Below are 20,911 nucleotides of genomic sequence, written 5' to 3'. Positions count from 1 at the left end.
GACGGCGCGGCGCGGCGGGCCCGTACCCGCCGGGACGCCGCGGGAGCTGGCCGCGCACGTCGCCCGCACCCTCGCCGGGACGCGCGGCGACGAGGCCCTGGGCCGCCTGACCGAGCTGCTGGCGTACGGCGGGGCCGACCCCGCCGACCCGGCCTGCGCCGCGCACCTGCACTGCCCGCCGCTGGCCGTCGCCGTGGCCGCCGACCTGGCCGTGTCCGCGCTGAACCCGTCCCTCGACTCCTGGGACCAGGCCCCGGCGGCGACCGAGCTGGAGACGCTGCTGTTGAGGGAGCTGGCCGGGCTCGTCGGCTACCCGGGCACCGCCGCGGGCGTGCTGACCTCCGGCGGCACCGAGTCCAACGTCATGGGGCTGATGCTGGCCAGGGACCGCGTCCTGAGCCGCGCGACGGGGAGCCGGATCGAGCTGGCCGGGGTGCCCGGGGACGGGCCGCGCCCAAGGATCTTCGCCTCGGCCGCCGCGCACTTCTCCGTGCGGAGGGCCGCCGCCCTGCTCGGGCTCGGCGAGGACGCGGTCGTCGCCGTCCCCGTGGACCGGGCGCTGCGGATGGACCCCCAGGCGCTGGCGAGCGCCCTGCGGGACCGGGCCGGGCGCGGCGAGCTGCCGGTGGCGGTGGTGGCCACGGCCGGCACCACCGACACCGGGGCGATCGACCCGCTGCCCGAGTGCGCCGCCCTGGCCGCCGAGCACGGCGCGTGGCTGCACGTGGACGCCGCCTACGGAGGCGGGGCGCTGCTGTCGGACCGGCTCGCGCCGCTGCTGGCGGGCATCGAGCTGGCCGACTCGGTGTCCCTGGACTGGCACAAGCTGGGCTGGCAGCCCGCCGCCGCGGGTGTCTTCCTGGTACGGCGGGAGGAGACGTACGCCTCGCTGGCCCGGCGCGCCGCCTACCTCAACCCGGCCGACGACGAGGACGCCGGGTACCCCAGCCTGCTGGGACGGTCGCTGCGCACCACGCGCCGGGCCGACGCGTTCAAGATCGCTGTGACGTTGCGGACCCTGGGGCGGGACGGCCTGGGCCGCCTGGTCGACGCCTGCCACGACCTGGCCCTGGCCGGGGCTGCGGCGGTGCGCGCCCATCCGCGCCTGGAGCTGCACGCCGAGCCGGTGCTGACGGCCTTCCTGTTCCGCTACCTGCCCGCGGACCCGGCGCGGGCGGACCAGGTCAACGCCGCCCTGCGCCGCCGGCTCCTGCGCGAGGGACGCGCGGTGATCGGCCGCACCGAGCTGCCACCTGACGGGCTGCCACCTGACGGGCTGCCACCTGACGGGCTGCCACCTGACGGGCTGCCTGGTGACGGAACGTCCGGCGACGGGCCGGGGCGCGTCCGGCTCAAGCTGACGCTGCTGAACCCGTACACGACGGCCGCCGAGGTGGAGCGGCTGGCGCACGTGGTGGCCGCGGCCGGCGAGGCCGAGGAGGGGCTGCTGTGAGCGCCGCCGACCCGCTCGACCACCCCGACCCGTCGCGGGCCGGGGAGGCGGCGGCGACGGAGAGCCTGCTGAGGGCGTACGTGCGCGACCTGGCGATCCCGGTGCCCGCCGCCGGGGAGGAGCTGATCCTGGACTTCCCGGCGACCGGGGTGCGGCTGCGCGTCCCCGTGCGGCACCGCTCCACGACCGGCTGGCACCGCTTCGGCGAGCCGCTCCTGGCCGGCGGCGCCCCTGAGACCGCGGCCACCGAAACCGCGGCACCAGAGACGACGGCCCAGGCCGGGGTGGCGCCGGCCGGGGTCGCGCTGGTGGCGGCCGTCGTGGTGCGGGAGACGGCCCTCCGCGCGGGGCTGCCCGCGCACCGGGTGTCCGACGCCACCGCCCGCGTGCTGGACTCCGCGCGCCGCACCACCGCCCACCTGGCCGCGCGCCGCACCGAGCGGCCGGACGCGCCGGAGGCGGCCGGGTTCCTCGACGCCGAGCAGGCGCTGCTGCTGGGCCACCCGTTCCATCCCGCGCCCAAGAGCCGCGAGGAGGCGTCCGCCGGCGACCTGGCCGTGTACTCGCCCGAGCTGCGCGGCTCGTTCCCGCTGCACTGGTTCGCCGCCGCGCCCGGCGTCGTGACCGGCGAGAGCGCGGGCGGCAGGACCGATGAGAGCAGGGGCGCCCCGGCCGAGCTGTGCCAGCGGATCGCCCCGGCCGGGCTCGACCTGCCGGAGGGCTGGGTGCCCGTGCCCGCCCACCCGTGGCAGGCGCGCGAGGTGCTGCGCCGCCCGCGGATCGCGGCCCTGGTGGAGGCGGGGCTGCTGCGGCCGCTCGGGCCGGCCGGTCCGGCCTGGCATCCGACCTCCTCGGTCCGGACGGTGTACCGGGCGGACGCGCAGGTGATGCTGAAGCTGTCGCTCGGCATGCGGATCACCAACTCCCGCCGCGAGAACCTGCGCGGTGAGCTGCGGCTTGGCGTCCGGGCCGCCCGCCTGCTGGCGGCCGGGCCGGCGCAGTGGCTGCGCGCCGAGCACCCCGCGTTCGGCGTCCTGCGCGACTTCGCCTGGGTGTCGGTGGGGACGGACGACTCGGACGCGGAGAGCGGGCTGGAGACGGCGATCCGCGACAACCCCTTCCGAACCGGCGCGGAGCGGGCGCTGTGCGTGGCCGGGCTGATCGCCGAGCGCACCGGGCCGGGCGACGGCTCGCCGCCCCGCCACCGCGCGCTGCTGTCCGCCGCCGTCGGCCGCGCCGCCCGCGCGCTCGGCCTGTCCGGCGCCGAGGCGTCCGCGCTCTGGCTGGCCCGCTACCTCGACGTGCTGGCCGTCCCTCTCATCCGGCTCCAGGCCAGGTACGGCGTCGCCCTGGAGCCGCACCACCAGAACACCCTGGTGGCGCTCGACGCCGACGGCCTGCCCCGTGCCGGCTGGTACCGCGACAGCCAGGGCTACTACGTGGCCGCCTCCCGCGCCGGCGAGCTGGAGCGGCTGATGCCGGGCCTGGCCGACGGCGTGGACCTGGTCTTCGACGACGCGTTCGTGGACGAGCGGGTCGCCTACTACCTGGGCATCGGCAACCTGCTGGGCCTGGTCGGCGCGTTCGGCGCGCTGGGCCTGGCCGCCGAGGAGGACCTGCTGCGGGTGCTGCGCGCGGCGCTGGAGCGGCTGCGCGCGGCCGAGCCCGGCGCCAAGGGCCTGCTCGGGCTGCTGCTGGACGCGCCGTCGCTGCGCTGCAAGGCCAACCACCTCACCTGCGTGGACGGCCGGGACGAGCTCACCGGCGACGTCCGCTCCCAGTCCGTCTACATCGACCTTCCCAACCCCCTCTCGGAGGTGCAGCGGTGACCGCCCCCTACGACCTGGCCGGTGTCGGCATAGGCCCGTTCAACCTGTCGCTGGCCGCCCTGTGCGACGGCGTGCCCGGCATGCGGACCCTCTTCCTCGACGCCAAGCCGGCCTTCTCGTGGCACCCCGGCCTGCTGGTGGAGGGGACGGTCCTCCAGGTGCCGTTCCTGGCGGACCTGGTCACCATGGCCGACCCGACGAGCCCCTGGTCGTACCTGAACTACCTGCGCCGGCACGACCGGATGTTCCCGTTCTTCTTCTCCGAGCGCTTCCACATCCCGCGCCGCGAGTACGACCACTACTGCCGGTGGGTGGCCGATCGGCTGCCGTCGTGCCGGTTCGACGCCGAGGTCACCGCCGTGGAGTGGGACGGGACGGCCGGGGCGTTCGCGCTGACGTACCGGTCGGCCGCGGGGGCGGTCTCCCGCGTGCTGGCCCGGCAGGTGGTGCTGGGCGTGGGCACGTCCCCGGTCGTGCCGGAGCCGCTGCGCCCGCTGCTGGGCGAGGCCCACGCCGGGCGGGTGCTGCACAGCGCCGACTACCGGGCCCACCGCTCCCGGCTGGCCGCCGCGCCCGACGTCACCGTGGTCGGCGCCGGGCAGTCGGGCGCCGAGGTCGTGCTCGACCTGCTGCGCCACCAGGACGGCGATGGACGAGGCGGGCCGTACGTGCGCTGGCTGGCCCGTACCCCGGCGTTCGCCCCCATGGAGTACTCGAAGCTGGGCCTGGAGCACTTCACCCCCGACTACGTGCGCTACTTCCGCCACCTGCCCGAGGCGGACCGCGAGCGGCTCGTCCGCGAGCAGTGGCAGCTCTACAAGGGCGTCAGCGCGGAGACGCTCGGCGACATCCACGACGAGCTGTACGAGCGGACCATCGGCGGCGCCGAGCCCCGCGCGGCGCTCCACCCGGGAGTCGAGGTGGTCGAGGCGTCCGAACGTGACGGCGGCTACGTGCTCGGCTGCCGGCACGCGGAGCAGGGCACGTCGTTCGAGGTGCGGACGTCGGCCGTGGTGCTGGCCACCGGGTACGCGGCGGCCCGGCCCGCGTTCCTGGAGCCGATGGCCGAGCTGGTCGACTGGGACGGCCGCGGCCGTTACCAGGTGGACGGCGACCACCGGGTGGCGCTCGACCCGAGGGTGCCGGGGGCGCTGTACGTCCAGAACGCGGAGCTGCACACGCACGGGGTCGGCACGCCCGACCTGACCCTGGGAGCGTGGCGGGCGGCGACGATCCTCAACGCGGCGGCCGGGCGGACCGTGGTGCCGCTGCCCTCCCGGACCGCCTGGACCACCTTCGGCGCGCCGGAGCCCGCTCCCCCGGCGGGGTCCGCGGTGCCGGTGCTCGCCCGGTCCGAGGAGGGCGGCCGATGAGCGGGGACGCGGGCGGAGCCTGGCGGGAGGCGTGGGCGGAGGCCGGACGCCGGCTGCTGGTCAAGGCGGTCGAGGAGTTCGCGTACGAGGAGCTGCTGGTGCCGCTGGCGGGGCCCGCTCCGGAGGAGTACCGGCTGGAGCTGGGAGGCGGGGTCCGGTGGACGTTCCGGGCGGCGCGCGGGTCGTTCGGCTCCTGGCGGGTCGAGCCCGGCACGCTGCGCCGCCACCCCGCGGGCGACGGCGCGGCCGGGCCCGAGCTGCTGCTGCTCGACGCCCGCGCCGTCCTCGGCTGGGACGGGCCCACCACCGCCGAGGCGCTGCGCGAGCTGACCGCCACCCGCCGGGCCGAGGCGGAGATCCTGTCCCGCGCGCTGCCCGCCGCCGAGCTGGCCGACCTGGACCACCTCGACCTGGAGGCGCACCAGCACGGGCATCCCTGCATGCTGCTCAACAAGGGCCGGCTCGGGTTCGCCGCCTCCGACGCCGCCGCCTACGCCCCCGAGGCCGCCGGGGCGGTGCGGCTGAGGTGGGCGGCCGTGCACTCCTCGCTCGCCGCGTACTCCGGCGTGCCGGGGCTGGACGCGGCGACGCTGCTGGCGGAGGAGCTGGACGAGGCGGTCCGCAAGGAGTTCGCCGTGGCGCTGGAGGAGGCGGCGGCGCGCGGCGGGCTGGACCCGGCCGCGTTCACCTGGCTGCCCGTCCACCCGTTCCACTGGGACGAGGCGGTCGAGCCGCTGTTCGCCCCGTACCTGGCGGACGGCCGGATCGTGCCGCTGGGCGAGGGCCCGGACCGTTACCGGCCGCTCCAGTCCATCCGGACGCTCGCCAACCTGGACCGTCCCGAGCGGCGCAACGTCAAGGTGCCGCTGCTCATCCGCAACACGCTGGTCTGGCGCGGCCTGTCCACCGAGCCGACCCGGGCCGCGCCCGACGTCAGCGCCTGGCTGCTGGCGCTGCGCGACGCCGACCCGTACCTGCGTGACGAGCTGCGCTTCCACCCGCTGGGCGAGGTCGCGTCCGTGGCCGTGCGCCACCCGCTGTACGCGGCCGTGCCCGACGCCCCGTACCGCTACCACGAGCTGCTCGGCGCGGTGTGGCGCGAGCCGGTGACCGGGCTGCTGCGCGACGGCGAGCGGGCGCGGACCATGGCGGCGCTGCTCACGGTCGGCTCGGACGGCCGCGCGCTGGCCGCCGAGCTGGCCGCGCGCTCCGGCCTCGCGCCGCGCGACTGGCTGGCCCGGCTCTTCTCGGCGCTGCTGCCCGGCCTGCTCCATCACCTCTACCGGTACGGCGTGGCGTTCTGCCCGCACGGCGAGAACACGGTGATCCTCTACGACGCCGCCGACGTGCCCGTGGGGGTCGCGGTGAAGGACTTCGCCGAGGACGTGAACCTGCTGCCGGAGGACCTGCCCGCCTACGCCGGTCTGTCCGCGCGGGCCCGGGAGGTGCTGCTGCGCTGGCCCGCGGGCGAGCTGGCGCACTCGCTGCTCAGCGCCGTGTTCGCCGGGCACTTCCGGTTCTTCGCGCCGCTGGCCGAGGAGCACCTGGGCGTTCCGGAGCGGGAGTTCTGGCGGATGGCGCGGCAGGAGATCGAGCGCCACCACGCGCACTTCCCCGAGGACGCCGGCCGGGCCGAGGCGTTCGGGCTGCTGGCGCCCGCCTTCGACCGGGTGGCGCTCAACCGCGAGCAGCTCCTCGGCGGCGGCTTCCACGACCGGGCCGAGCGCGACGAGGGCTTCGACGTAGTCCACGGCACGGTCCCCAACCCCCTCGCCGCTCCTGCCTCCGCGTCTACCTCTGGGGAGGACCGATGACCACGCTCACGTACGAACGGCTGCGCCAGGAGGCCGAGGCCGGGCGCGTGGAGGAGGTGATCGTCGCCGTCCCCGACCTCCAGGGGCGGCTGCAGGGCAGCCGGCTGTCGGTGCCGTACTTCCTGGACGAGGCGGCGCGGGACGGTTTCGGGGCGTGCGTCTACCTGCTGGCCGCCGACGTGGAGATGAACACCGGGCCGGGGTACGCGATCGACGCCTGGGACTCGGGCTTCGGCGACCTCGTCCTGCGGCCCGATCCGGGGACGCTGCGTCTCCTGCCGTGGGACCCCGGCACGGCGCTGGTCGTCGCCGACGCCGTCTGGCCGGGCGGGGAGCCGGTCGAGGTGGCGCCCCGCCGGGTGCTCCGGGCACAGCTCGACCGGCTCGCCGAGCACGGCCTGGTCGCGCTGGCCGGCACCGAGCTGGAGTTCCTCGTGTTCCGCGGCTCGTACCGCGACGCCTGGGAGCGCCGCTACCACGGCCTGGAGACCGGCACCCGCTACAACGTCGACTACGCGCTGCACGGGCTGTCCGACGTCGAGCCGGTGGTGCGCCGGATCCGCCGCGAGATGGTCCGCGCCGGGCTGCCGATGGAGACGGCCCGCGGCGAGTGCCACGCCGGGCAGTACGAGATCGTGTTCCGCTACGACGAGGCGATGGCCACCTGCGACAAGCACGTCCTGTTCAAGAACGGCGCCAGGCGCATCGCTGAGCAGGAGGGGGTGGCGCTCACGTTCATGCCCAAGTTCGACGAGGGCGAGGGCAACTCCTGCCACGTGCACCTGTCGCTGCGCGGGACGGACGGCTCACCGGTGTTCGCGGACGAGAGCGCCGGCGACGGCGGCATGTCGGCGCTGTTCCGGCACTTCGTCGCCGGGCAGCTCGCCTGCCTGCCCGAGCTGACGCTGCTCATGGCGCCGAACGTCAACTCCTACAAGCGGCTGCGGCCCGGCGCGTTCGCCCCCACCGGGATCGCGTGGGGCAGGGACAACCGGACGTGCCCGATCCGGGTCGTCGGCTCCGGCCACGCGCTGCGCGTCGAGCACCGGGTGCCCGGCGGCGACGCCAACCCGTACCTCGCCGTGGCCGCCGTGATCGCGGCCGGCCTGTACGGGATCGAGAACCGGCTGCCGCTCCCCGCCCCGCACGCCGGCAACGCGCTGGCCGACCCGTCGGTGCCGCGCCTGCCCGCCACGCTGGGCGAGGCGCTGCGCCGCTGGGAGGAGGGCGGCCTGGCGGCCAAGGTGTTCGGCGACGCGGTGGCCGGCCACTACGCCGCGGCGGCGCGGGCCGAGCTGGCCGCGTTCGAGTCGGCGGTCACCGACTGGGAGCGGGTGCGCGGCTTCGAACGCCTGTGACCACGACCTGAGGGCTCGGCGGCTCAGCGCTCGGCGGCCAGGCGCACGCCCAGGCCGATGATCAGGCCGCCCGTGGCCACGTCGATCCGGCGGCGGGCGGCGCAGCGGGCGCGCAGACATCCGACGATCCGGCCCGCGAGCACGCCGACCGCCCCCAGGAACTATGACATATCCCCTCCGCCTGTTCCTCAGGCGTGAGAGGCGACGACCTCGGAAGCACTGTGACGATCACGATCGACGCGAGCGCCCGGCACCATCGGGCGGGACCACACTCGAGGCAATGTATGCTTTCACTATTGGAGTAGTGAAAGGGTGGTTACGACGTGATCGAGTTTCACCTCGACCGGGGATCGGGGGTATCGACATACCTGCAGCTCGTTCATCAGGTCAAGGCCGCCATGCGGCTCGGTGTGCTCAAGCCCGGCGACCAGTTGCCGACGGCCCGTGAAGTGGTCGACAAGCTCGCGATCAACCCCAACACGGTCCTCAAGGCCTACCGCGAACTGGAGCGTGAGGGCCTGGTCGTGGCACGCCCAGGCATGGGCACGTTCGTACAGCGGGCCATCGGCGGGGCCACGTTCGCCGAGCATGCCCGCCTGCGTGGCGGCCTGGCGGCCTGGGTGCGCGAATGCCGGCAGGCGGGACTGGACGAGGACGACATGAAGGCCCTGTTCGACTCGGTGCTCATGGAGGCGGTCGCGTGAACGCACTGGAGGCGATGGGACTCAGCGTCCGGGCGCTGCGCGACTGCTCGTTCGCCATCCCGCGGGGGCGGGTCGCCGCACTCGTGGGGCCCAACGGCGCCGGCAAGACCACGTTGATGCATGTGCTGGTCGGCCTGCTCGCGCCCGCCGAGGGCGCCGTCCGAACGCCGGGAGACGTCGCGTTCATGGCGCAGGACAGGCCGCTCTATCACGGGTTCACCGTGGCCGACCTGCTCACGTTCGGACGCAGGACCAACCCGGCCTGGGACGATGCGGCCGCGCGGTCCCGGCTGCGGGGACTCGGCATCCCGCTGGACAGGAAGGCACGCAAGCTGTCAGGCGGGCAGCAGGCACAGGTCGCGCTCACGCTGGCGCTGGCGCGGCGGCCGTCGGTGCTGGTTCTTGACGAGCCGCTGGCCAATCTCGATCCCCTGGCCCGACATGACGTGATGCGGGCGCTGATGGCCGAGGCCGCCGAGCGCGAGCTGACCGTGCTGATCTCCTCCCACGTGATCTCCGATCTGCAGGAGACCTGTGACTGGCTGGTCGTGCTCAACGGCGGGCGCGTGCAGGTCAGCGGGGACATCGACGAGCTGATGGAACGACATCTGCTGCTGTCCGGGCCGCCCGGCCTCGCCGTGCCGGGGCAGGTGGTCGCCGCCGGCCGTACAGACAGGCATGTCACGTTGCTGGTGAAGGATACGGGCGTGCTCGACCCCCGCTGGTCGGTGCGGAAGGCAGGGCTGGACGAGCTCGTCATGGCCTACCTGCGCAGCCCCGAATCGGCCGCGCTCCCGAAACTTACGGAGGTGCCGAGATGATGTGGCTCACGTGGCGTCAGCACCGCACCCAATTGCTGATCACCCTGGGGCTGCTCCTCGCGCTCGCCCTGATGTTCCTCATCTCCGGCGCCGAGGCCAGTGCCTTCCGCGCTGACCACGCCACCCTGCCCCCGGGTGACCTGCAAGCCGCGCTCAACGAGCGTTACGAGAAGGTCTACACCGTTTTCGGATGGCTGCCCATCGTGGCGCCCGCCCTGGTCGGCGCGTTCTGGGGCGCGCCTTTGCTGGGTGGGGAGTACGAGCACGGCACCCACCAACTGGCCTGGACGCAGTCCGTGCCGATCAGGAAGTGGCTGGCGGTCAAGCTCGTCCTGCTCGCCGCCGCCGTCGTCATGGGCGGCCTCGCACTGTCGGCCATGGTCACCCTGTGGCGGCCGATCTTCGGCAGGCAGGACGTCTTCAGCAACGTCGGCGTGTTCAACATGGTCGGGCTCATGCCCGCGGCCTGGTGGCTGTTCGCCTTCGCCCTGGGCACGGCCGCCGGGGCACTGCTGCGCAGGACTCTGCCGGCGATGGCGGTCGTGGTCGCTGCAGTCTCACTAGTCACGTTCGGGCTGTTCAGTCTGAGCGATCACTACGCCGCACCCTCCCGCGTGGTGACCTCAGACTACGTGTCCGTGATCGAGCAGGACGCGAGGCTGGTGGACCGGGCGTGGCTCGATCCGGCCGGCCAGGAGACGGCCGAGGCGCCGCAGGGAGTATGCCCCCGCGGCAACAGCGCCCGCCAGCAGGAGGCATTCGAGAGCTGCCTGCTGGACAAGGGCTACCGGTATGTCGTCTACGTTCATCCCGCCGATCGGTTCTGGCGGTTCCAGCTCACCGAGGCGGTGATCCTCCTGACCGGGACCCTCCTGCTGGGCGGGATGACGGTCCGGAGGACCCTCAGCACATTGAGGTACGGCGGCAAACGCCCCATGCGACTGGGCGGGCGGCTTCCCACGGCCGCGTGAAAGGCGGCTCTAGGCCTCGCCCGCTCCGGGTGCTTGGTTCTGCAGGCTGTGGGCGAGGTCGGTGAGGGTTGTGATACATGATCGCGAGCGCTTGGTGAGGGCGCCGGTTCTTCGGTGAGGGGGTGTCGGGCCGCGTGGACGGGCTCCCTAGGATCACCCGTATGGAAGCAACGATCACGTACCTGGAGATGACCGCTCCCGACCAGCTCGTGCCCGGCCGCGAGGTGGACGATCTCACCCTGGAGCGGGTGGACCGCACCTGCCGCGACCTCGCGCCCGTCCAGACGCGGATCGGCGCCCCGTACGGCTGGCGGGCGGCCCGGCTCACGCCGGAGGAGTGGCGGCGCAAGCTGGAGAGCGACCCGTTCGACTACTACCTGATCCACCACAAGGGCGAGATCGCGGGCATGCTGGCGGTGCACCCGCAGGAGGGGGGCGACATCGAGATCGAGACGTTCGGGCTGGTCCCGGAGTTCGTGGGCCGGGGGCTCGGCGGGCACGCGCTGACGCTGTGCGTGCGGCAGGCGTGGGCGACCGCGCCGCGCGACGGCGGGCCGGCGCGGCGCGTGTGGCTGCACACCTCCAGCGCCGACAACCCGGCCGCCCTCCCGAACTACCGGGCCCGCGGTTTTCGCCCGTACCGCACGGAGACCCAGCGCACCTGACCCGCGGAGATCCGCACCGGCGGCGTCGCGGTCACGGTCCGGCTCGACCGACGGACTGGCCGCTCCGCGTCAGCCCCGTCCGAGGACGCAGAACTCGTTGCCCTCCGGGTCGGCCAGGACCTTCCACGGAACGTCGCCCTGGCCGACGTCGGCGGCGGTGGCGCCCAGAGCCAGCAGCCGGGCCACCTCCGCCTTCTGATCCTCGATGGGGTCCGGCAGCAGGTCGAGATGGACGCGGTTCCACACGGTCGTCACGGGCGTGCGAAGGAACTCCAGATACGGGCCGACGCCCTTGGCGGAGCGCAGCCGCGCGTGATCGTCGGTGACCTCGTGCAGGGTCCAGTCCATCGCCTCGTCCCAGAACCGGGCCATGGCCCGCGGATCGGCGCAGTCGACCACCACCGCGGCGATCGGGCCGGTGTCCCGGTAGATCGGCCGAGGCTCCAGCACGCAGAACACGTTGCCCTCCGGGTCGGCCAGGACCTTCCACGGGACGTCGCCCTGGCCCACGTCGGCGGGCGTCGCACCGAGCTCCTTCAGGCGCGCCACCAGCTCCGCCTGATGGGCGGCGGAGGTGGTGGCGAGGTCGAGGTGCACGCGGTACTTCACCGTCTCGGGGTCCGGGACGGTGACGAGATCGACGTAGAAGGCGTCGGGGTCCGGCCAGGCGAAGCCCTCGGGCTGGAGGTTGGTCACGCCGGGTCCCTCGCTGGAGACACTCCAGCCGAGCGCCTCCGCCCAGAACCGGCCGAGCTCCGCGTCATCCCGGGCCTTGAAGTTCACCTGGACAAGTCGCAGCGCCATGCCGCCGATCATATGCCCGGGACAATGGTGGGCGGCCGTTCCCGGGAGGTGCGGGAACGGCCGCCGGCGGGCTCGGTCAGGGAGTCACGACGGCGAGCTGGGAGACGTAGTCCTCGGTGAGCCACAGGTTGTCGTCGGGCCCGTCGGTGATGTCGAACGGCCCCGCGACATTGGTCGGCATCGCGTACTCATTGATCGTCCCGGAGGTGGTGACGCTGGCGACGTTGCCGGCGCTCTGCTCGGTGAACCACAGATTGTTGTCCGCTCCGACGGTGATGCCCCACGGCAAGCTGTTGGGGTCGGAGAGCGCGTAGTCGGTGAAGGTGCCCGTGGTGGTGACGTTGCCGACCGTGCCGTTGGCATCGGTGTACCACAGGTTGCCGTCCGGGCCCGTGGTGATCCCGATGGGTATCGTGGTGGACGGGGTGGTGAACTCGGTGACCGTCCCGCTGGTGGTGATCTGTCCGATGGCGCTGGTGAACGATTCGGTGAACCACAGGTTGTCGTCCGGGCCGGCGGTGATGCGCATCGGGTAGATGCCGGTGGGCAGCGGGTATTCGGTGATCGTTCCGCTGGTGGTGATGCGGCCGACCTGGTTGGCGATCGTCTCGACGAACCACAGGGCGCCGTCCGACCCGACGGTGATACCCCAGGGGTAGGCGTCGCTGGTCGGCAGCGAGTACTCGGTGATCGTCCCGCTGGTGGTGATGCGGCCGATCTTGTTGGCGTTCGCCTCGGTGAACCACACCGCGCCGTCCGGGCCGGTGACGAGGTGCGCCGGCTGGGAGTCGGTGGTGGGGATGGAATACTCGGTGAACAGCCCCGCTGTCGTGACTTTTCCGATCTTGTTGGCGTAGTTCTCGGCGAACCACAGGTTGCCGTCCGGACCGGTCGTGATCCCGATCGGGGCCGAGGGGTTGGTCGGGATCGCGATTTCGCTGACCGACGTCGCCCGCCGGGCGTCGGGTGCGAGCCTGCTCGGGGCGGCGTGGCGGAGGGCCGGAGGGAAGTGGCATTTGATGCGCCGGTGCTGCGGCATCTGCTTGAGCTTGAGGCAGATCGTCACCCAGGGCCGCGGAGGCGACGACGGGCGCGGCGGGGCGGTGGACGCGGATACGTCCATGGGCGCGCTTGCCGCCAGGGCCAGAGCCATGACCGCGAGCGGGTAGCCCAGGCGTCGAGTCAGACGAGGCATGACATTCCTTCCAGAACAGGAACGAACCGAGAATGCGGGTGGACCGCCGGGCACCGTTGAGTCGTTGAGGCCTGCGGCATCGGGCCGCCGTCGGCGGGTGCGTGCGGCATCGGCGCGCATGCTTGTCCGGGCCCTGGTCCGGGCCGTGGTGTCGCCTCAGGTGGGGCCCCCGCGACCCCAATATCTCCTACGGCCGCCGATCCGCTTCGGCCTTCTGCGTCTGTGGCCGGTCATGGAAGCGCCAACTCGGAGTGGAGAGCGCCGTGACCGGTTCAAGGCCGCTGCCGGTGCGGCTGCGGTATGGGGCGGAAAGGGACGCGCCGCTCAGGCGACCGAGTGGGTGACGGTGCCGGTGTAGGCACCCGGGACGGCGGAGGCCGGGACGGTGATGACGAGCGTCGGCTGCCAGCTCGTGGTTTGAGTGAGTGCTGCCGTCTTGCGTCCGGTGAACGCGGTCACCGGCGCCGTCAGGGGGGCCTTCTGAGCGGCGGTGGCCTGGCCGGGGCTGCGGCTGCCGCTGCCCGATGCGCCGGTTGCGGGGCCGGACCAGTAGGAGACGTTGGCGGTCGTGATGGTCTCCGCCGGTGTTCCGGATCCGGTGGTGAAGTTCGTGGCCGAGACGGTCGCCGTCCAGGGCGGAATCCCTGCCCGGCTGTCGGACACGGTCACCGTTCCCAGAGTGGCGTTGATGGTGGCTCCCTGGGAGGCGCTGCCGAGATTCACCGAGGCGGGCACGGTGATCGACAACGGGTCCGCGCGCCAGGCGACCGTCGCGAGGGACACGGACCCGGAGGCCGAGGCGGCCGCGGAGGCCGGGAGCGCGGGCGCGTCGAGGGCGAGCAGCACGACGATCGACGTCGTCAGCGGCAGGAGCGTCTGCTCGACGCCGCGTTTCGCACGGCTCGTCTTCATGTCGATTCCTCACACATCCCTCGGGGCGCCCGGGTGGGGCATCTCTGCGACGGGCGGAAAGACCGATGGCAGCTTAGATCACATGATCCACGTCGCGTCCCGCGCCCGTCGTCCATGGATGGCAAATCCGGGGTAAAGACCACGACATGCACCACTCGCGCCCAGTCGCCTGACCTCGCCGCGCCGGCCTCCTCCCAGCCGCTCCGGCTGATGGGCCGTGCGCCGGGCTCGCGCATGCACTGCTTGTGCCGGACTGAGCAGGTCCGCGCCTTCCGCCGGATATCGCCAACCACGATGACTGGCAAAAAGTCACCATATGGTCGCCAAGAGTTGCCTCATGTCTCCTCGGGAACGCCTCCCCTCAGTGATCGCTACCGACAATGTGTGCTCATAGAGCCGGCCACAAGGCAGGCGCTCAATGAGGGAGATCACCCATGTCCAAGAGCCGTCTCGGCATCGTCCTGACAGGTGCTGCCAGCGTCGCGGCGGCCCTGACGGTGGCCCCGGCCGCACAGGCCACCACCTGTCCCGCGTCGACGACCTGCCCCACGACGGTGACCTTCACCGTGACCAGCGCGGACGGGCTGACGATCACCGTGCCGACCCCCACGGTCAACATCGGGAGCGGCACACCGGGCACCCAGATCAGTGGCAGCCTCGGCACGGTCACGGTGTCCGACCAGCGCGCCGCGCTCAACGCCACCTGGGTGGCGTCGGTGATCGCCGGGTCGGGCGGCTTCACCACCGGCGGCGGCACCACCCCCGAGACCATCCCCACCAGTGCCGTCCTGTACTGGTCCGGCCCGGCGACCGCCGCCACCGGCGGGGTCCCCACCCCCGGCCAGCTCAACGCGGCCGCCGCGCAGTCGCTGGACGTCTCCCGCACCGCATTCAGCAAGACGAGCGGCTCCGGTGACAACTCCGCCGCCTGGAACCCGACCATCGTGATCAACGTCCCGGCTCAAGCGGTGGCGGGCACCTACACCGGCACGGTCAGCCACTCCGTCGCCTAGCTCGCATGCCCACCACCCTGCTCCCCCGGCCCGTCTGCGCGATGCTGCTCGTGCTCGTCGCACACGCGATGCTCGGCACTCCGGCGATCGCGCGGACAGGCCCAGGGGAAACGCGCCCCAGCGGTAAGAGCAGCATCGGCATCAGGTTGCTGGAGATTCCGGCCAACCGGGTGGACGACCCGCGCTCGCACGCCTACATCGTCGACCACGTCAACCCCGGCACCACCTTCACCCGGCACGTCGAGGTCTACAACACCTCACGCGAACCCCAGCGGGTGCGGCTGTACGCGGCCGGCGCCGGCATCGACCACGGCCGCTTCACCTTCGCGCCGGAGCGAACCGCCAACGAGCTGAGCTCATGGATCACGCTCAACCACTCCACCGCCGTCCTGCCCCCACACGGCAGGACACCGATCAAGGCCACCATCGCCGTGCCCACATGGGCGCCCGAAGAAGAGCGATACGCCGTCATCTGGGCAGAAGCCTCCGCCCCCGGAGCAAGCCGGCAGGAGGGCATCACCCTCGTCAACCGCGTCGGGATCCGTGTCTATCTCGACGTCGGTCCCGGCGGGGAGCCGCCCACAGATTTCAAGATCGGCGAGATCGTGCCCCAGCGGACGGACGACGGGCAGCCGAGAATCGAGGCCACCGTCGCCAACACCGGCCAGCGGGCCATCGACCTCGAAGGCCGGCTGACCATGTCGGACGGGCCGAGCTCACTGAGCGCCGGCCCCTTCCCCGTGGAGCGCGGCACCACTCTGGCCCCCGGCCAGCAGGGAAGCGTCTCGATCCTGCTGGGCCGAGACCTGCCCGACGGGCCGTGGAAGTTCAGCCTCACCCTCAGGAGCGGCCGGATCGACCACACCCACACCGGAACGCTCACCTTCCCGCGGAAGCCGGGAACGTGGGGCCTGGCGGCCTCGGTGGACTCCCCGCTGTCCCTTCTCCTCGCGCTCGCCGGCCTGGTGACCCTCATCACCGCGGCGACCCTGCTCGTCGGCTTCCGCCGTTTCCGCGCGCGCCGGAAGACCGCGGCCGCGCCTTCCCTCCGTGGCGACTTCGCCTGATGACCACCGAGATCGCCTCCAACTGAGCCATGTCGCGCCTCCAGGCCGTTCACGGATTTGCCTTCAAGTGAGCATGGAGCTAACCTATAAGTGAAGTTACAAGTTAGCTCTCACTCCACCGCTCACCAAGGAGGTTCGGAAAGATGCTGCTCACCTCGATCGACCCGTTCTTCCAGGAGTTCGAGCGCCAGTTCAACCGTCTCACCCAGCAGGCGTTCGACCAGGGCGGCGCCGTCATGCCCATGGACGGGCTGCGGCGCGACGACGACGTGGTTCTCCGGTTCGACCTGCCGGGCATCGACCCGGACTCCATCGAGGTCACCGTGGACCGCGGCGTGCTGAGCGTCAGCGCCGGCCGCGAGGAGGAGATCGGCGAGAACGAGCGCCTGTTCGTGCGGGAGCGCCCGATGGGCACCTTCACCCGGCGCGTCTACCTGTCCGAGCACCTCGACAGCGACAAGATCGACGCAGGCTACGCCAACGGCGTCCTGACCGTCCGCATCCCGGTTCTCGAGCGCGCCAAGCCGCGCAAGGTGGAGATCCAGCGCGGCGAGGCGGGCGAGGCGAAGGCCATCAGGGCCTGACGCGCCGCGTCCGGGGACGGCCCCCGAAGACCTGAGGTCCCACATCCTCCCCTCAGCACGAGGGGCCGCCCCCGGACGACGAGGAGCCACGGTGCCCGAACTGCCCATCGACGACGAGCACGCGCCGCTCTACTCCCTGGGCCAGGTGGCCGAGATGCTGCAGGTGCAACAGGCGTACCTGCGCCGGCTCGACCAGCACGACGTTCTCAGCCCGAGCCGTTCGACGGGCGGGCAGCGGCGCTACTCGCGCCACGACATCCTGACACTCCAGCACGTCACGCGGATGGCCGACGAGGGCATGACGCTCATCGCCATCCGCCGCATCCTCCAGCTCGAACGCGAGCTCGCCCAGGTACGCGAAGAGCTGAGGCAGGCCCGCGCCGGCCTGACCGAGCACGACCGGCCCTGAAGGACCCCGCGCGGGCGGCGGCGAGGGGCGGCCCGCGCCCTCGTGCCCATGACGCGCGAAAGCCGAGGCCCACGGGCCGCGCAGGGTCCTTCAGCCTGCCGGCGCTCGGGTCAGCTCTCCGGGTGCACCATGAGAAGGACGGCGCGACTGTTCGCGGCGTGACCTCGGTACAGGTGCGGGCGAGCGGCATCGAACCGGATGGAATCGCCTTCGGCCAGATCGATGGGAGAATCGGCCGGGCCGGTGGTGACGCGTCCGCTGGTGAGCACGAGGCATTCCTCGACGCCGGCCAGGTGGGCGTCGGAGTGCTGTGTGCTCTCGGCGATGGCGATGTCGTAGACCTCCACGGTGCCGCGCAGTCTGATGCGGTGGAGCAGCCGCGCGCTGACCGCGTCGCCCTCGACCTGCGGCCGCCTGTCACCGGCGCGTACCACCTCGACTGCCGAGGCGGGCGCCTCCAGCAGCTCGCCGAGGGACGCCCGCAGCGCGGTGGCCAAGGCCCACAGGGTGCTCAGGGTCGGATTGCCGTGGCCCTGTTCGATCCCATGCAGTGTGGTCTTGCTGATGCCGCCGGCGGACGCCAGGTCGGCCAGCGATATCCCGGCCGCCGTCCGCAGCCGGTGCACGTTCCGCCCCACCACTTGCGCAAGTTCCATGCGTATCAGCATAGTGATATGCCTGTACCAGTGAAATGGTTTCGGCCTTGGAGGCGACATGACGGTGACGCGGCTGCGCGACATCCCGGGCATCGGTGTGGACGCCGTTGGTGACGCGGCCGACGCCGTGGCCGACCCGGAGTTCCTGCGCCTGGAGAATCTGGACACCGACCTGCGTCCGCCCGCCGTCGCCATCGCCGCCACACATGCCGCCGTCGACGACGACGCGGCCAACAGCTACCTGCCGTTCCAGGGGCGTCGCTCCCTTCGCGAGGCCGCCGCGGCGCACGTCGGGCGCCTCTCAGGGCGCCACTACGACGCCGGCACCCAATGCGTCAGCGTGGCCGGCGGGCTCAACGGCATCCTCAACACGCTGTTCGCCACCGTAGAGCCCGGACAGGAGGTCGTGCTGTGCGACCCCGTCTACGCCGGCCTGGCCAACCGGGTCCGGCTCGCCGGCGGCATCCCCCGGTTCGTCCCCGCACAGCCCACCACGAGCGGCTGGACCGTCGATCCCGAACGACTCGCCGCCGCCGTCGGACCCGACACGGCGGCGGTCCTGATGATGGGGCCCGCGATGCCGACCGGCCTCGTCCTGGACGACCGCCACTGGTCCGCCCTCGCTGACGACTGCGAACGCCACGACGCTTGGTTGATCTACGACGCGGCCATGGAACGCATCCGCTTCGACGGCCACCCACCCAGCCACCCGGCGGCCCACGAGGGCCTGGCACGGCGCACCATCACCGTCGGTTCGGCCTCGAAGGAACTGCGGCTCATCGGCTGGCGCGTCGGCTGGGTCGTCGGCCCTGCCCCCGTCGTGGCCGACATCCGCCTCGTCGGCCTGACCAATGTCGTCTGCCAGGTCGGCCTGGCCCAGCAGGCCGTGGCCGCCGCGCTGGACGCACCCGACGCCGACGCCGACGTCGCCGCCGCCACCGCCGAATGGCAACGGCGCTGCGAGACGGTCCTGCACCAGCTCAGCGCATACCCGGTCATCCGGCCACACGGCGGCTGGTCACTCCTCATCGACACCAGACCCCTGGAACTGACCGCTGTCGAACTGTCCCAGCGCCTGTTCGACCGGGCCAAGGTCGCCGCCACCCCCATGGACGGCTGGGGTCCCAGCGGAAGGCACTACCTGCGGCTCGTGTTCGCCAACGAGCCCGTCGAACGCCTCACCAGCCTCGGCGAGCGTTTCCGCCTGGCCATCCGATGACAGGCCGGCGTGTCCGCTCGCTCGCCCAACGGAAGGGGGTCCTCGACATGGCCGCCGTCCACTGCACCGCCCTCAAGCCGGCCAAGCCTGAACCGCTCGCCTCCTGGCCGTGGCACCTCGGCGGCGCAGGGCGGAATCGAGTTCATGGCGGTCACCGACACCTCGGCCACTCAGCCGACCACCTACCTGGTACCGCTCTCCTACAGCGGATGTTGGGACCCGTCTTCCTAGAGAGTTTTGAATATGGGGGTTACGTTATGTAGATGTCTCTGGCTGGTTGCGTGACGAGTGTTCGTCGTGGTCCATGCCGGAGGCATGAGGTATCCCGATGGTGCCGGGTTGACCGCGCAGGCGCGGGCCCGCCGGGAGCAGGTGCGCGATGCGGGCAGCGGACCGCTTCGCCGAGGGTGCCACGGATGCGCAGGTGGCGGCCGAGTTCCGCATCAGCCGGATGTCGGCCAACCGCTGGCGCCGAGCCTTTGACACCGGAGGCCGGGAGGCGCCGCTGTCCAAGGGGGCGGGTGGCGAGAAATGCAAGCTGAGCCAGGCGCAGGTGGAGAGGCTGCAGGCGGCGTTGGACGAAGGGCCGGCCGCCTACGGCTGGGATGAGGATCAGTGCTGGACCTTGGTTCGGATCGCCGAGCTGGTCTGGGAGCTGTTTCGGGTTCGCTACACCCTGAGCGGGTTGGACTATCTGCTACATCGGCTGGGTTGGAGCTGGCAGGTGCCGACCCGGCGGGCGGTCGAGCGCGACGAAGCAGCGATCGCCGCCTGGCGCAACGATGTCTGGCCGGAGGGAAAAGAACCGCGGCTGACCTGGACGCCTGGCTCTGTTTCCAAGACGAGGCCGGTCAAGGTCTGAGACCCCCGAAAGGACGCAGCTGGGGGCGGCGTGGGGTGACGCCGGTGGTCACGGTGTCGGGCAGCGGGTCGGGCACGGTGATGATCGCCGGGTTGATCGCCACCAAGCCCGGCCACGTGCCGCGGCTGATCTACCGGATCCGGCTGCGGCGGGGCCGCAAGGGCGAGCGCAAGTCCTTCTCCGAGACCGACTACGCAGGCCTGCTCGATGCTGCCCACCAGCAACTGGGCGGCCCGATCGTGCTCGTGTGGGACAACTTGAACACCCACCTCAGCGCGCGGATGCGTGAGCTGGTTGAGCGTCGTGCCTGGCTGACGGTCATCCAGTTACCCTTCTACGCCCCCGAGCTCAACCCCGTCGAGGCGGTCTGGGCCCATCTGAAACGGTCCCGGGCCAAGAAGACACTGAACGAACTCGCCCGGCTGATCAAGACACGGCTGAAGGAGGTACAGTACCGCCCCGAGCTGATCAGCGGCTTCATCGCCAAGACCGGCCTCGACCTCAAGCCGCCATAACCTCAGCCTTTGAAGCTCTCTAGTCTGGTGACGCACACGAAAACGCGGCCCGGCTCGGTAGCCCGGGCGACCACGCGCACTGCAAGGGCTCACCCGATCAGGCACTTCGCGCCCAGGGGCCTCGGCGTGCTCCCCGGGGCCTTCGACCCCTCCCATGCGAGATCGTCTCGCTGGCAGTAGGAGCGGAGCGGTATGTGATGGAACGGGCGTTCAGCGACCTGACGGCCTAATCACACCGTTCAATCCGAAGACGCAGGAAATCGGGGCTTATGTCGGCGGAACCTCGGGGCTATGATCACTGATCATGGCGCGTAACTCGTCGCGCACCGCCCTTCATTCTATCGAGGAGGCACCGTGGAGAAGTCAAGCCAGGCAACCGAGGACAAGAAGCCCACGAAGAAGATCGACCTCAAGATCAAGCGGCTGGAGAAGGTGGAGACCACCCAGCTCCGTCTGGTCGGCTGACCCCTACGGATATCCGGCCGGTCAGGCACGACCTGGCCGGTCCGCTGTGTTCTCGGCGTGATCTGGAAGGTTCTCGTGCCTTCCCCCGTATCATGAGTGTCCATCAGCCCGTGGCCCTGCCGGATGGTCGTCATAGGCCTCATGCAGCAGGGCATTTCCTCTGAGATCCAGGACAATGAGGACGGCGCGATCGCTCAGCTGATCGTCCTTATGGACGGCACC

General features: G+C 72.0%; 20 protein-coding genes and 1 pseudogene. 17 read left to right on the top strand and 4 right to left on the bottom strand.

Features of this window, described 5'->3' with window-relative positions; genetic code table 11:
* Positions 1-46: 46 nt before the first annotated feature.
* The 10 genes and pseudogenes from AB0H64_RS44085 to AB0H64_RS44040 form a co-directional block, all read left to right on the top strand.
* Positions 47-1,093: pseudogene (locus AB0H64_RS44085) on the top strand (pyridoxal-dependent decarboxylase); the annotation flags it as partial.
* Positions 1,094-1,253: 160 nt separating this feature from the next.
* A complete protein-coding gene (locus AB0H64_RS44080) occupies positions 1,254-1,361 on the top strand; it encodes a pentapeptide repeat-containing protein (RefSeq protein ID WP_357637697.1) in 108 nt (35 codons plus the stop codon).
* Between the two features lie 88 nt (positions 1,362-1,449).
* On the top strand, positions 1,450-3,282 hold the full coding sequence (locus tag AB0H64_RS44075; protein ID WP_357637692.1) for an IucA/IucC family protein: 1,833 nt from the start codon (positions 1,450-1,452) through the stop codon (positions 3,280-3,282).
* Entirely contained in the window at positions 3,279-4,655 is a 1,377-nt protein-coding gene (locus AB0H64_RS44070) for a SidA/IucD/PvdA family monooxygenase (RefSeq protein WP_357637689.1), read from the top strand. Before AB0H64_RS44075 ends, AB0H64_RS44070 begins: the two co-directional genes overlap by 4 nt.
* Complete coding sequence (locus AB0H64_RS44065; protein ID WP_357637687.1) at positions 4,652-6,469, top strand: IucA/IucC family protein; 1,818 nt, start codon at positions 4,652-4,654, stop codon at positions 6,467-6,469. The genes AB0H64_RS44070 and AB0H64_RS44065 overlap by 4 nt, the downstream gene beginning before the upstream one ends.
* Positions 6,466-7,827, top strand: coding sequence for a glutamine synthetase family protein (locus tag AB0H64_RS44060; protein WP_357637684.1), 1,362 nt, complete (start codon positions 6,466-6,468; stop codon positions 7,825-7,827). The genes AB0H64_RS44065 and AB0H64_RS44060 overlap by 4 nt, the downstream gene beginning before the upstream one ends.
* 323 nt (positions 7,828-8,150) lie before the next feature.
* On the top strand, positions 8,151-8,531 hold the full coding sequence (locus tag AB0H64_RS44055; RefSeq protein ID WP_357637682.1) for a GntR family transcriptional regulator: 381 nt from the start codon (positions 8,151-8,153) through the stop codon (positions 8,529-8,531).
* Positions 8,528-9,352: an ABC transporter ATP-binding protein gene (locus AB0H64_RS44050; RefSeq protein WP_357637679.1), complete on the top strand. Its 825-nt coding sequence runs from the start codon at positions 8,528-8,530 to the stop codon at positions 9,350-9,352. Before AB0H64_RS44055 ends, AB0H64_RS44050 begins: the two co-directional genes overlap by 4 nt.
* On the top strand, positions 9,349-10,323 hold the full coding sequence (locus AB0H64_RS44045) for a hypothetical protein (RefSeq protein WP_357637676.1): 975 nt from the start codon (positions 9,349-9,351) through the stop codon (positions 10,321-10,323). Before AB0H64_RS44050 ends, AB0H64_RS44045 begins: the two co-directional genes overlap by 4 nt.
* Before the next feature lie 161 nt (positions 10,324-10,484).
* Positions 10,485-10,988, top strand: coding sequence for a GNAT family N-acetyltransferase (locus AB0H64_RS44040; protein ID WP_357637674.1), 504 nt, complete (start codon positions 10,485-10,487; stop codon positions 10,986-10,988).
* A gap of 69 nt (positions 10,989-11,057) precedes the next feature.
* On the opposite strand, the gene AB0H64_RS44035 is transcribed toward AB0H64_RS44040, so the two are convergent.
* The 3 genes from AB0H64_RS44035 to AB0H64_RS44025 all read right to left on the bottom strand — a co-directional run bounded on the left by AB0H64_RS44035 (position 11,058) and on the right by AB0H64_RS44025 (position 13,899).
* Positions 11,058-11,792, bottom strand: coding sequence for a VOC family protein (locus AB0H64_RS44035; RefSeq protein WP_357637672.1), 735 nt, complete (start codon positions 11,790-11,792; stop codon positions 11,058-11,060).
* A gap of 76 nt (positions 11,793-11,868) precedes the next feature.
* Positions 11,869-12,987, bottom strand: a complete 1,119-nt coding sequence (locus tag AB0H64_RS44030; RefSeq protein ID WP_357637669.1) for a virginiamycin B lyase — start codon at positions 12,985-12,987, stop codon at positions 11,869-11,871.
* Positions 12,988-13,311: 324 nt separating this feature from the next.
* Positions 13,312-13,899, bottom strand: coding sequence for a hypothetical protein (locus AB0H64_RS44025; RefSeq protein WP_357637668.1), 588 nt, complete (start codon positions 13,897-13,899; stop codon positions 13,312-13,314).
* Between the two features lie 434 nt (positions 13,900-14,333).
* Between AB0H64_RS44025 and AB0H64_RS44020 the strand changes: the two genes are divergently transcribed.
* From AB0H64_RS44020 to AB0H64_RS44005, 4 genes are all read left to right on the top strand, one after another.
* Positions 14,334-14,912 carry a hypothetical protein gene (locus AB0H64_RS44020; RefSeq protein WP_357637665.1) on the top strand — a complete coding sequence of 193 codons (579 nt, stop codon included), beginning with the start codon at positions 14,334-14,336 and terminating at the stop codon, positions 14,910-14,912.
* Between the two features lie 5 nt (positions 14,913-14,917).
* On the top strand, positions 14,918-15,979 hold the full coding sequence (locus AB0H64_RS44015) for a hypothetical protein (RefSeq protein ID WP_357637662.1): 1,062 nt from the start codon (positions 14,918-14,920) through the stop codon (positions 15,977-15,979).
* Between the two features lie 143 nt (positions 15,980-16,122).
* The gene (locus AB0H64_RS44010; RefSeq protein WP_357637659.1) at positions 16,123-16,563 is read left to right on the top strand and encodes an Hsp20/alpha crystallin family protein; all 441 of its coding nucleotides are present in this window, start codon (positions 16,123-16,125) and stop codon (positions 16,561-16,563) included.
* Positions 16,564-16,654: 91 nt separating this feature from the next.
* Positions 16,655-16,972, top strand: a complete 318-nt coding sequence (locus AB0H64_RS44005) for a MerR family transcriptional regulator (protein ID WP_357637656.1) — start codon at positions 16,655-16,657, stop codon at positions 16,970-16,972.
* 110 nt (positions 16,973-17,082) lie between these two features.
* Here the strand turns inward: AB0H64_RS44005 and AB0H64_RS44000 are convergent, their stop codons facing one another.
* Positions 17,083-17,628, bottom strand: a complete 546-nt coding sequence (locus AB0H64_RS44000) for an XRE family transcriptional regulator (protein ID WP_357637653.1) — start codon at positions 17,626-17,628, stop codon at positions 17,083-17,085.
* A 58-nt stretch (positions 17,629-17,686) separates the two neighbouring features.
* Between AB0H64_RS44000 and AB0H64_RS43995 the strand changes: the two genes are divergently transcribed.
* The 3 genes from AB0H64_RS43995 (at position 17,687) to AB0H64_RS43985 (ending at position 20,224) form a co-directional block, all read left to right on the top strand.
* Positions 17,687-18,847 carry a pyridoxal phosphate-dependent aminotransferase gene (locus AB0H64_RS43995; RefSeq protein WP_357637650.1) on the top strand — a complete coding sequence of 387 codons (1,161 nt, stop codon included), beginning with the start codon at positions 17,687-17,689 and terminating at the stop codon, positions 18,845-18,847.
* 379 nt (positions 18,848-19,226) lie between these two features.
* Positions 19,227-19,709, top strand: a complete 483-nt coding sequence (locus tag AB0H64_RS43990; RefSeq protein ID WP_357637647.1) for a winged helix-turn-helix domain-containing protein — start codon at positions 19,227-19,229, stop codon at positions 19,707-19,709.
* The gene (locus AB0H64_RS43985) at positions 19,619-20,224 is read left to right on the top strand and encodes a transposase (RefSeq protein WP_357637695.1); all 606 of its coding nucleotides are present in this window, start codon (positions 19,619-19,621) and stop codon (positions 20,222-20,224) included. The genes AB0H64_RS43990 and AB0H64_RS43985 overlap by 91 nt, the downstream gene beginning before the upstream one ends.
* Positions 20,225-20,911 lie beyond the last annotated feature (687 nt).

This window comes from Nonomuraea sp. NPDC050733, from assembly GCF_040654215.1.
Classification (GTDB): domain Bacteria; phylum Actinomycetota; class Actinomycetes; order Streptosporangiales; family Streptosporangiaceae; genus Nonomuraea.
Note: the sequence above shows the minus strand (reverse complement) of the source record. Positions and strands in the feature narration are given on the sequence as shown.

Bases quoted from the DNA above. Each gene is read 5' to 3' on its own strand.
- AB0H64_RS43990 (WP_357637647.1), top strand. From the start codon at position 19,227: ATGCGGGCAGCGGACCGCTTCGCCGAGGGTGCCACGGATGCGCAGGTG.
- AB0H64_RS44045 (WP_357637676.1), top strand. From the start codon at position 9,349: ATGATGTGGCTCACGTGGCGTCAGCACCGCACCCAATTGCTGATCACC.
- AB0H64_RS44030 (WP_357637669.1), bottom strand. From the start codon at position 12,987: ATGCCTCGTCTGACTCGACGCCTGGGCTACCCGCTCGCGGTCATGGCT.
- AB0H64_RS44040 (WP_357637674.1), top strand. From the start codon at position 10,485: ATGGAAGCAACGATCACGTACCTGGAGATGACCGCTCCCGACCAGCTC.
- AB0H64_RS44035 (WP_357637672.1), bottom strand. From the start codon at position 11,792: ATGGCGCTGCGACTTGTCCAGGTGAACTTCAAGGCCCGGGATGACGCG.
- AB0H64_RS44065 (WP_357637687.1), top strand. From the start codon at position 4,652: ATGAGCGGGGACGCGGGCGGAGCCTGGCGGGAGGCGTGGGCGGAGGCC.
- AB0H64_RS44000 (WP_357637653.1), bottom strand. From the start codon at position 17,628: ATGGAACTTGCGCAAGTGGTGGGGCGGAACGTGCACCGGCTGCGGACG.
- AB0H64_RS44015 (WP_357637662.1), top strand. From the start codon at position 14,918: ATGCCCACCACCCTGCTCCCCCGGCCCGTCTGCGCGATGCTGCTCGTG.
- AB0H64_RS44025 (WP_357637668.1), bottom strand. From the start codon at position 13,899: ATGAAGACGAGCCGTGCGAAACGCGGCGTCGAGCAGACGCTCCTGCCG.
- AB0H64_RS44010 (WP_357637659.1), top strand. From the start codon at position 16,123: ATGCTGCTCACCTCGATCGACCCGTTCTTCCAGGAGTTCGAGCGCCAG.
- AB0H64_RS43995 (WP_357637650.1), top strand. From the start codon at position 17,687: ATGACGGTGACGCGGCTGCGCGACATCCCGGGCATCGGTGTGGACGCC.
- AB0H64_RS44020 (WP_357637665.1), top strand. From the start codon at position 14,334: ATGTCCAAGAGCCGTCTCGGCATCGTCCTGACAGGTGCTGCCAGCGTC.
- AB0H64_RS44060 (WP_357637684.1), top strand. From the start codon at position 6,466: ATGACCACGCTCACGTACGAACGGCTGCGCCAGGAGGCCGAGGCCGGG.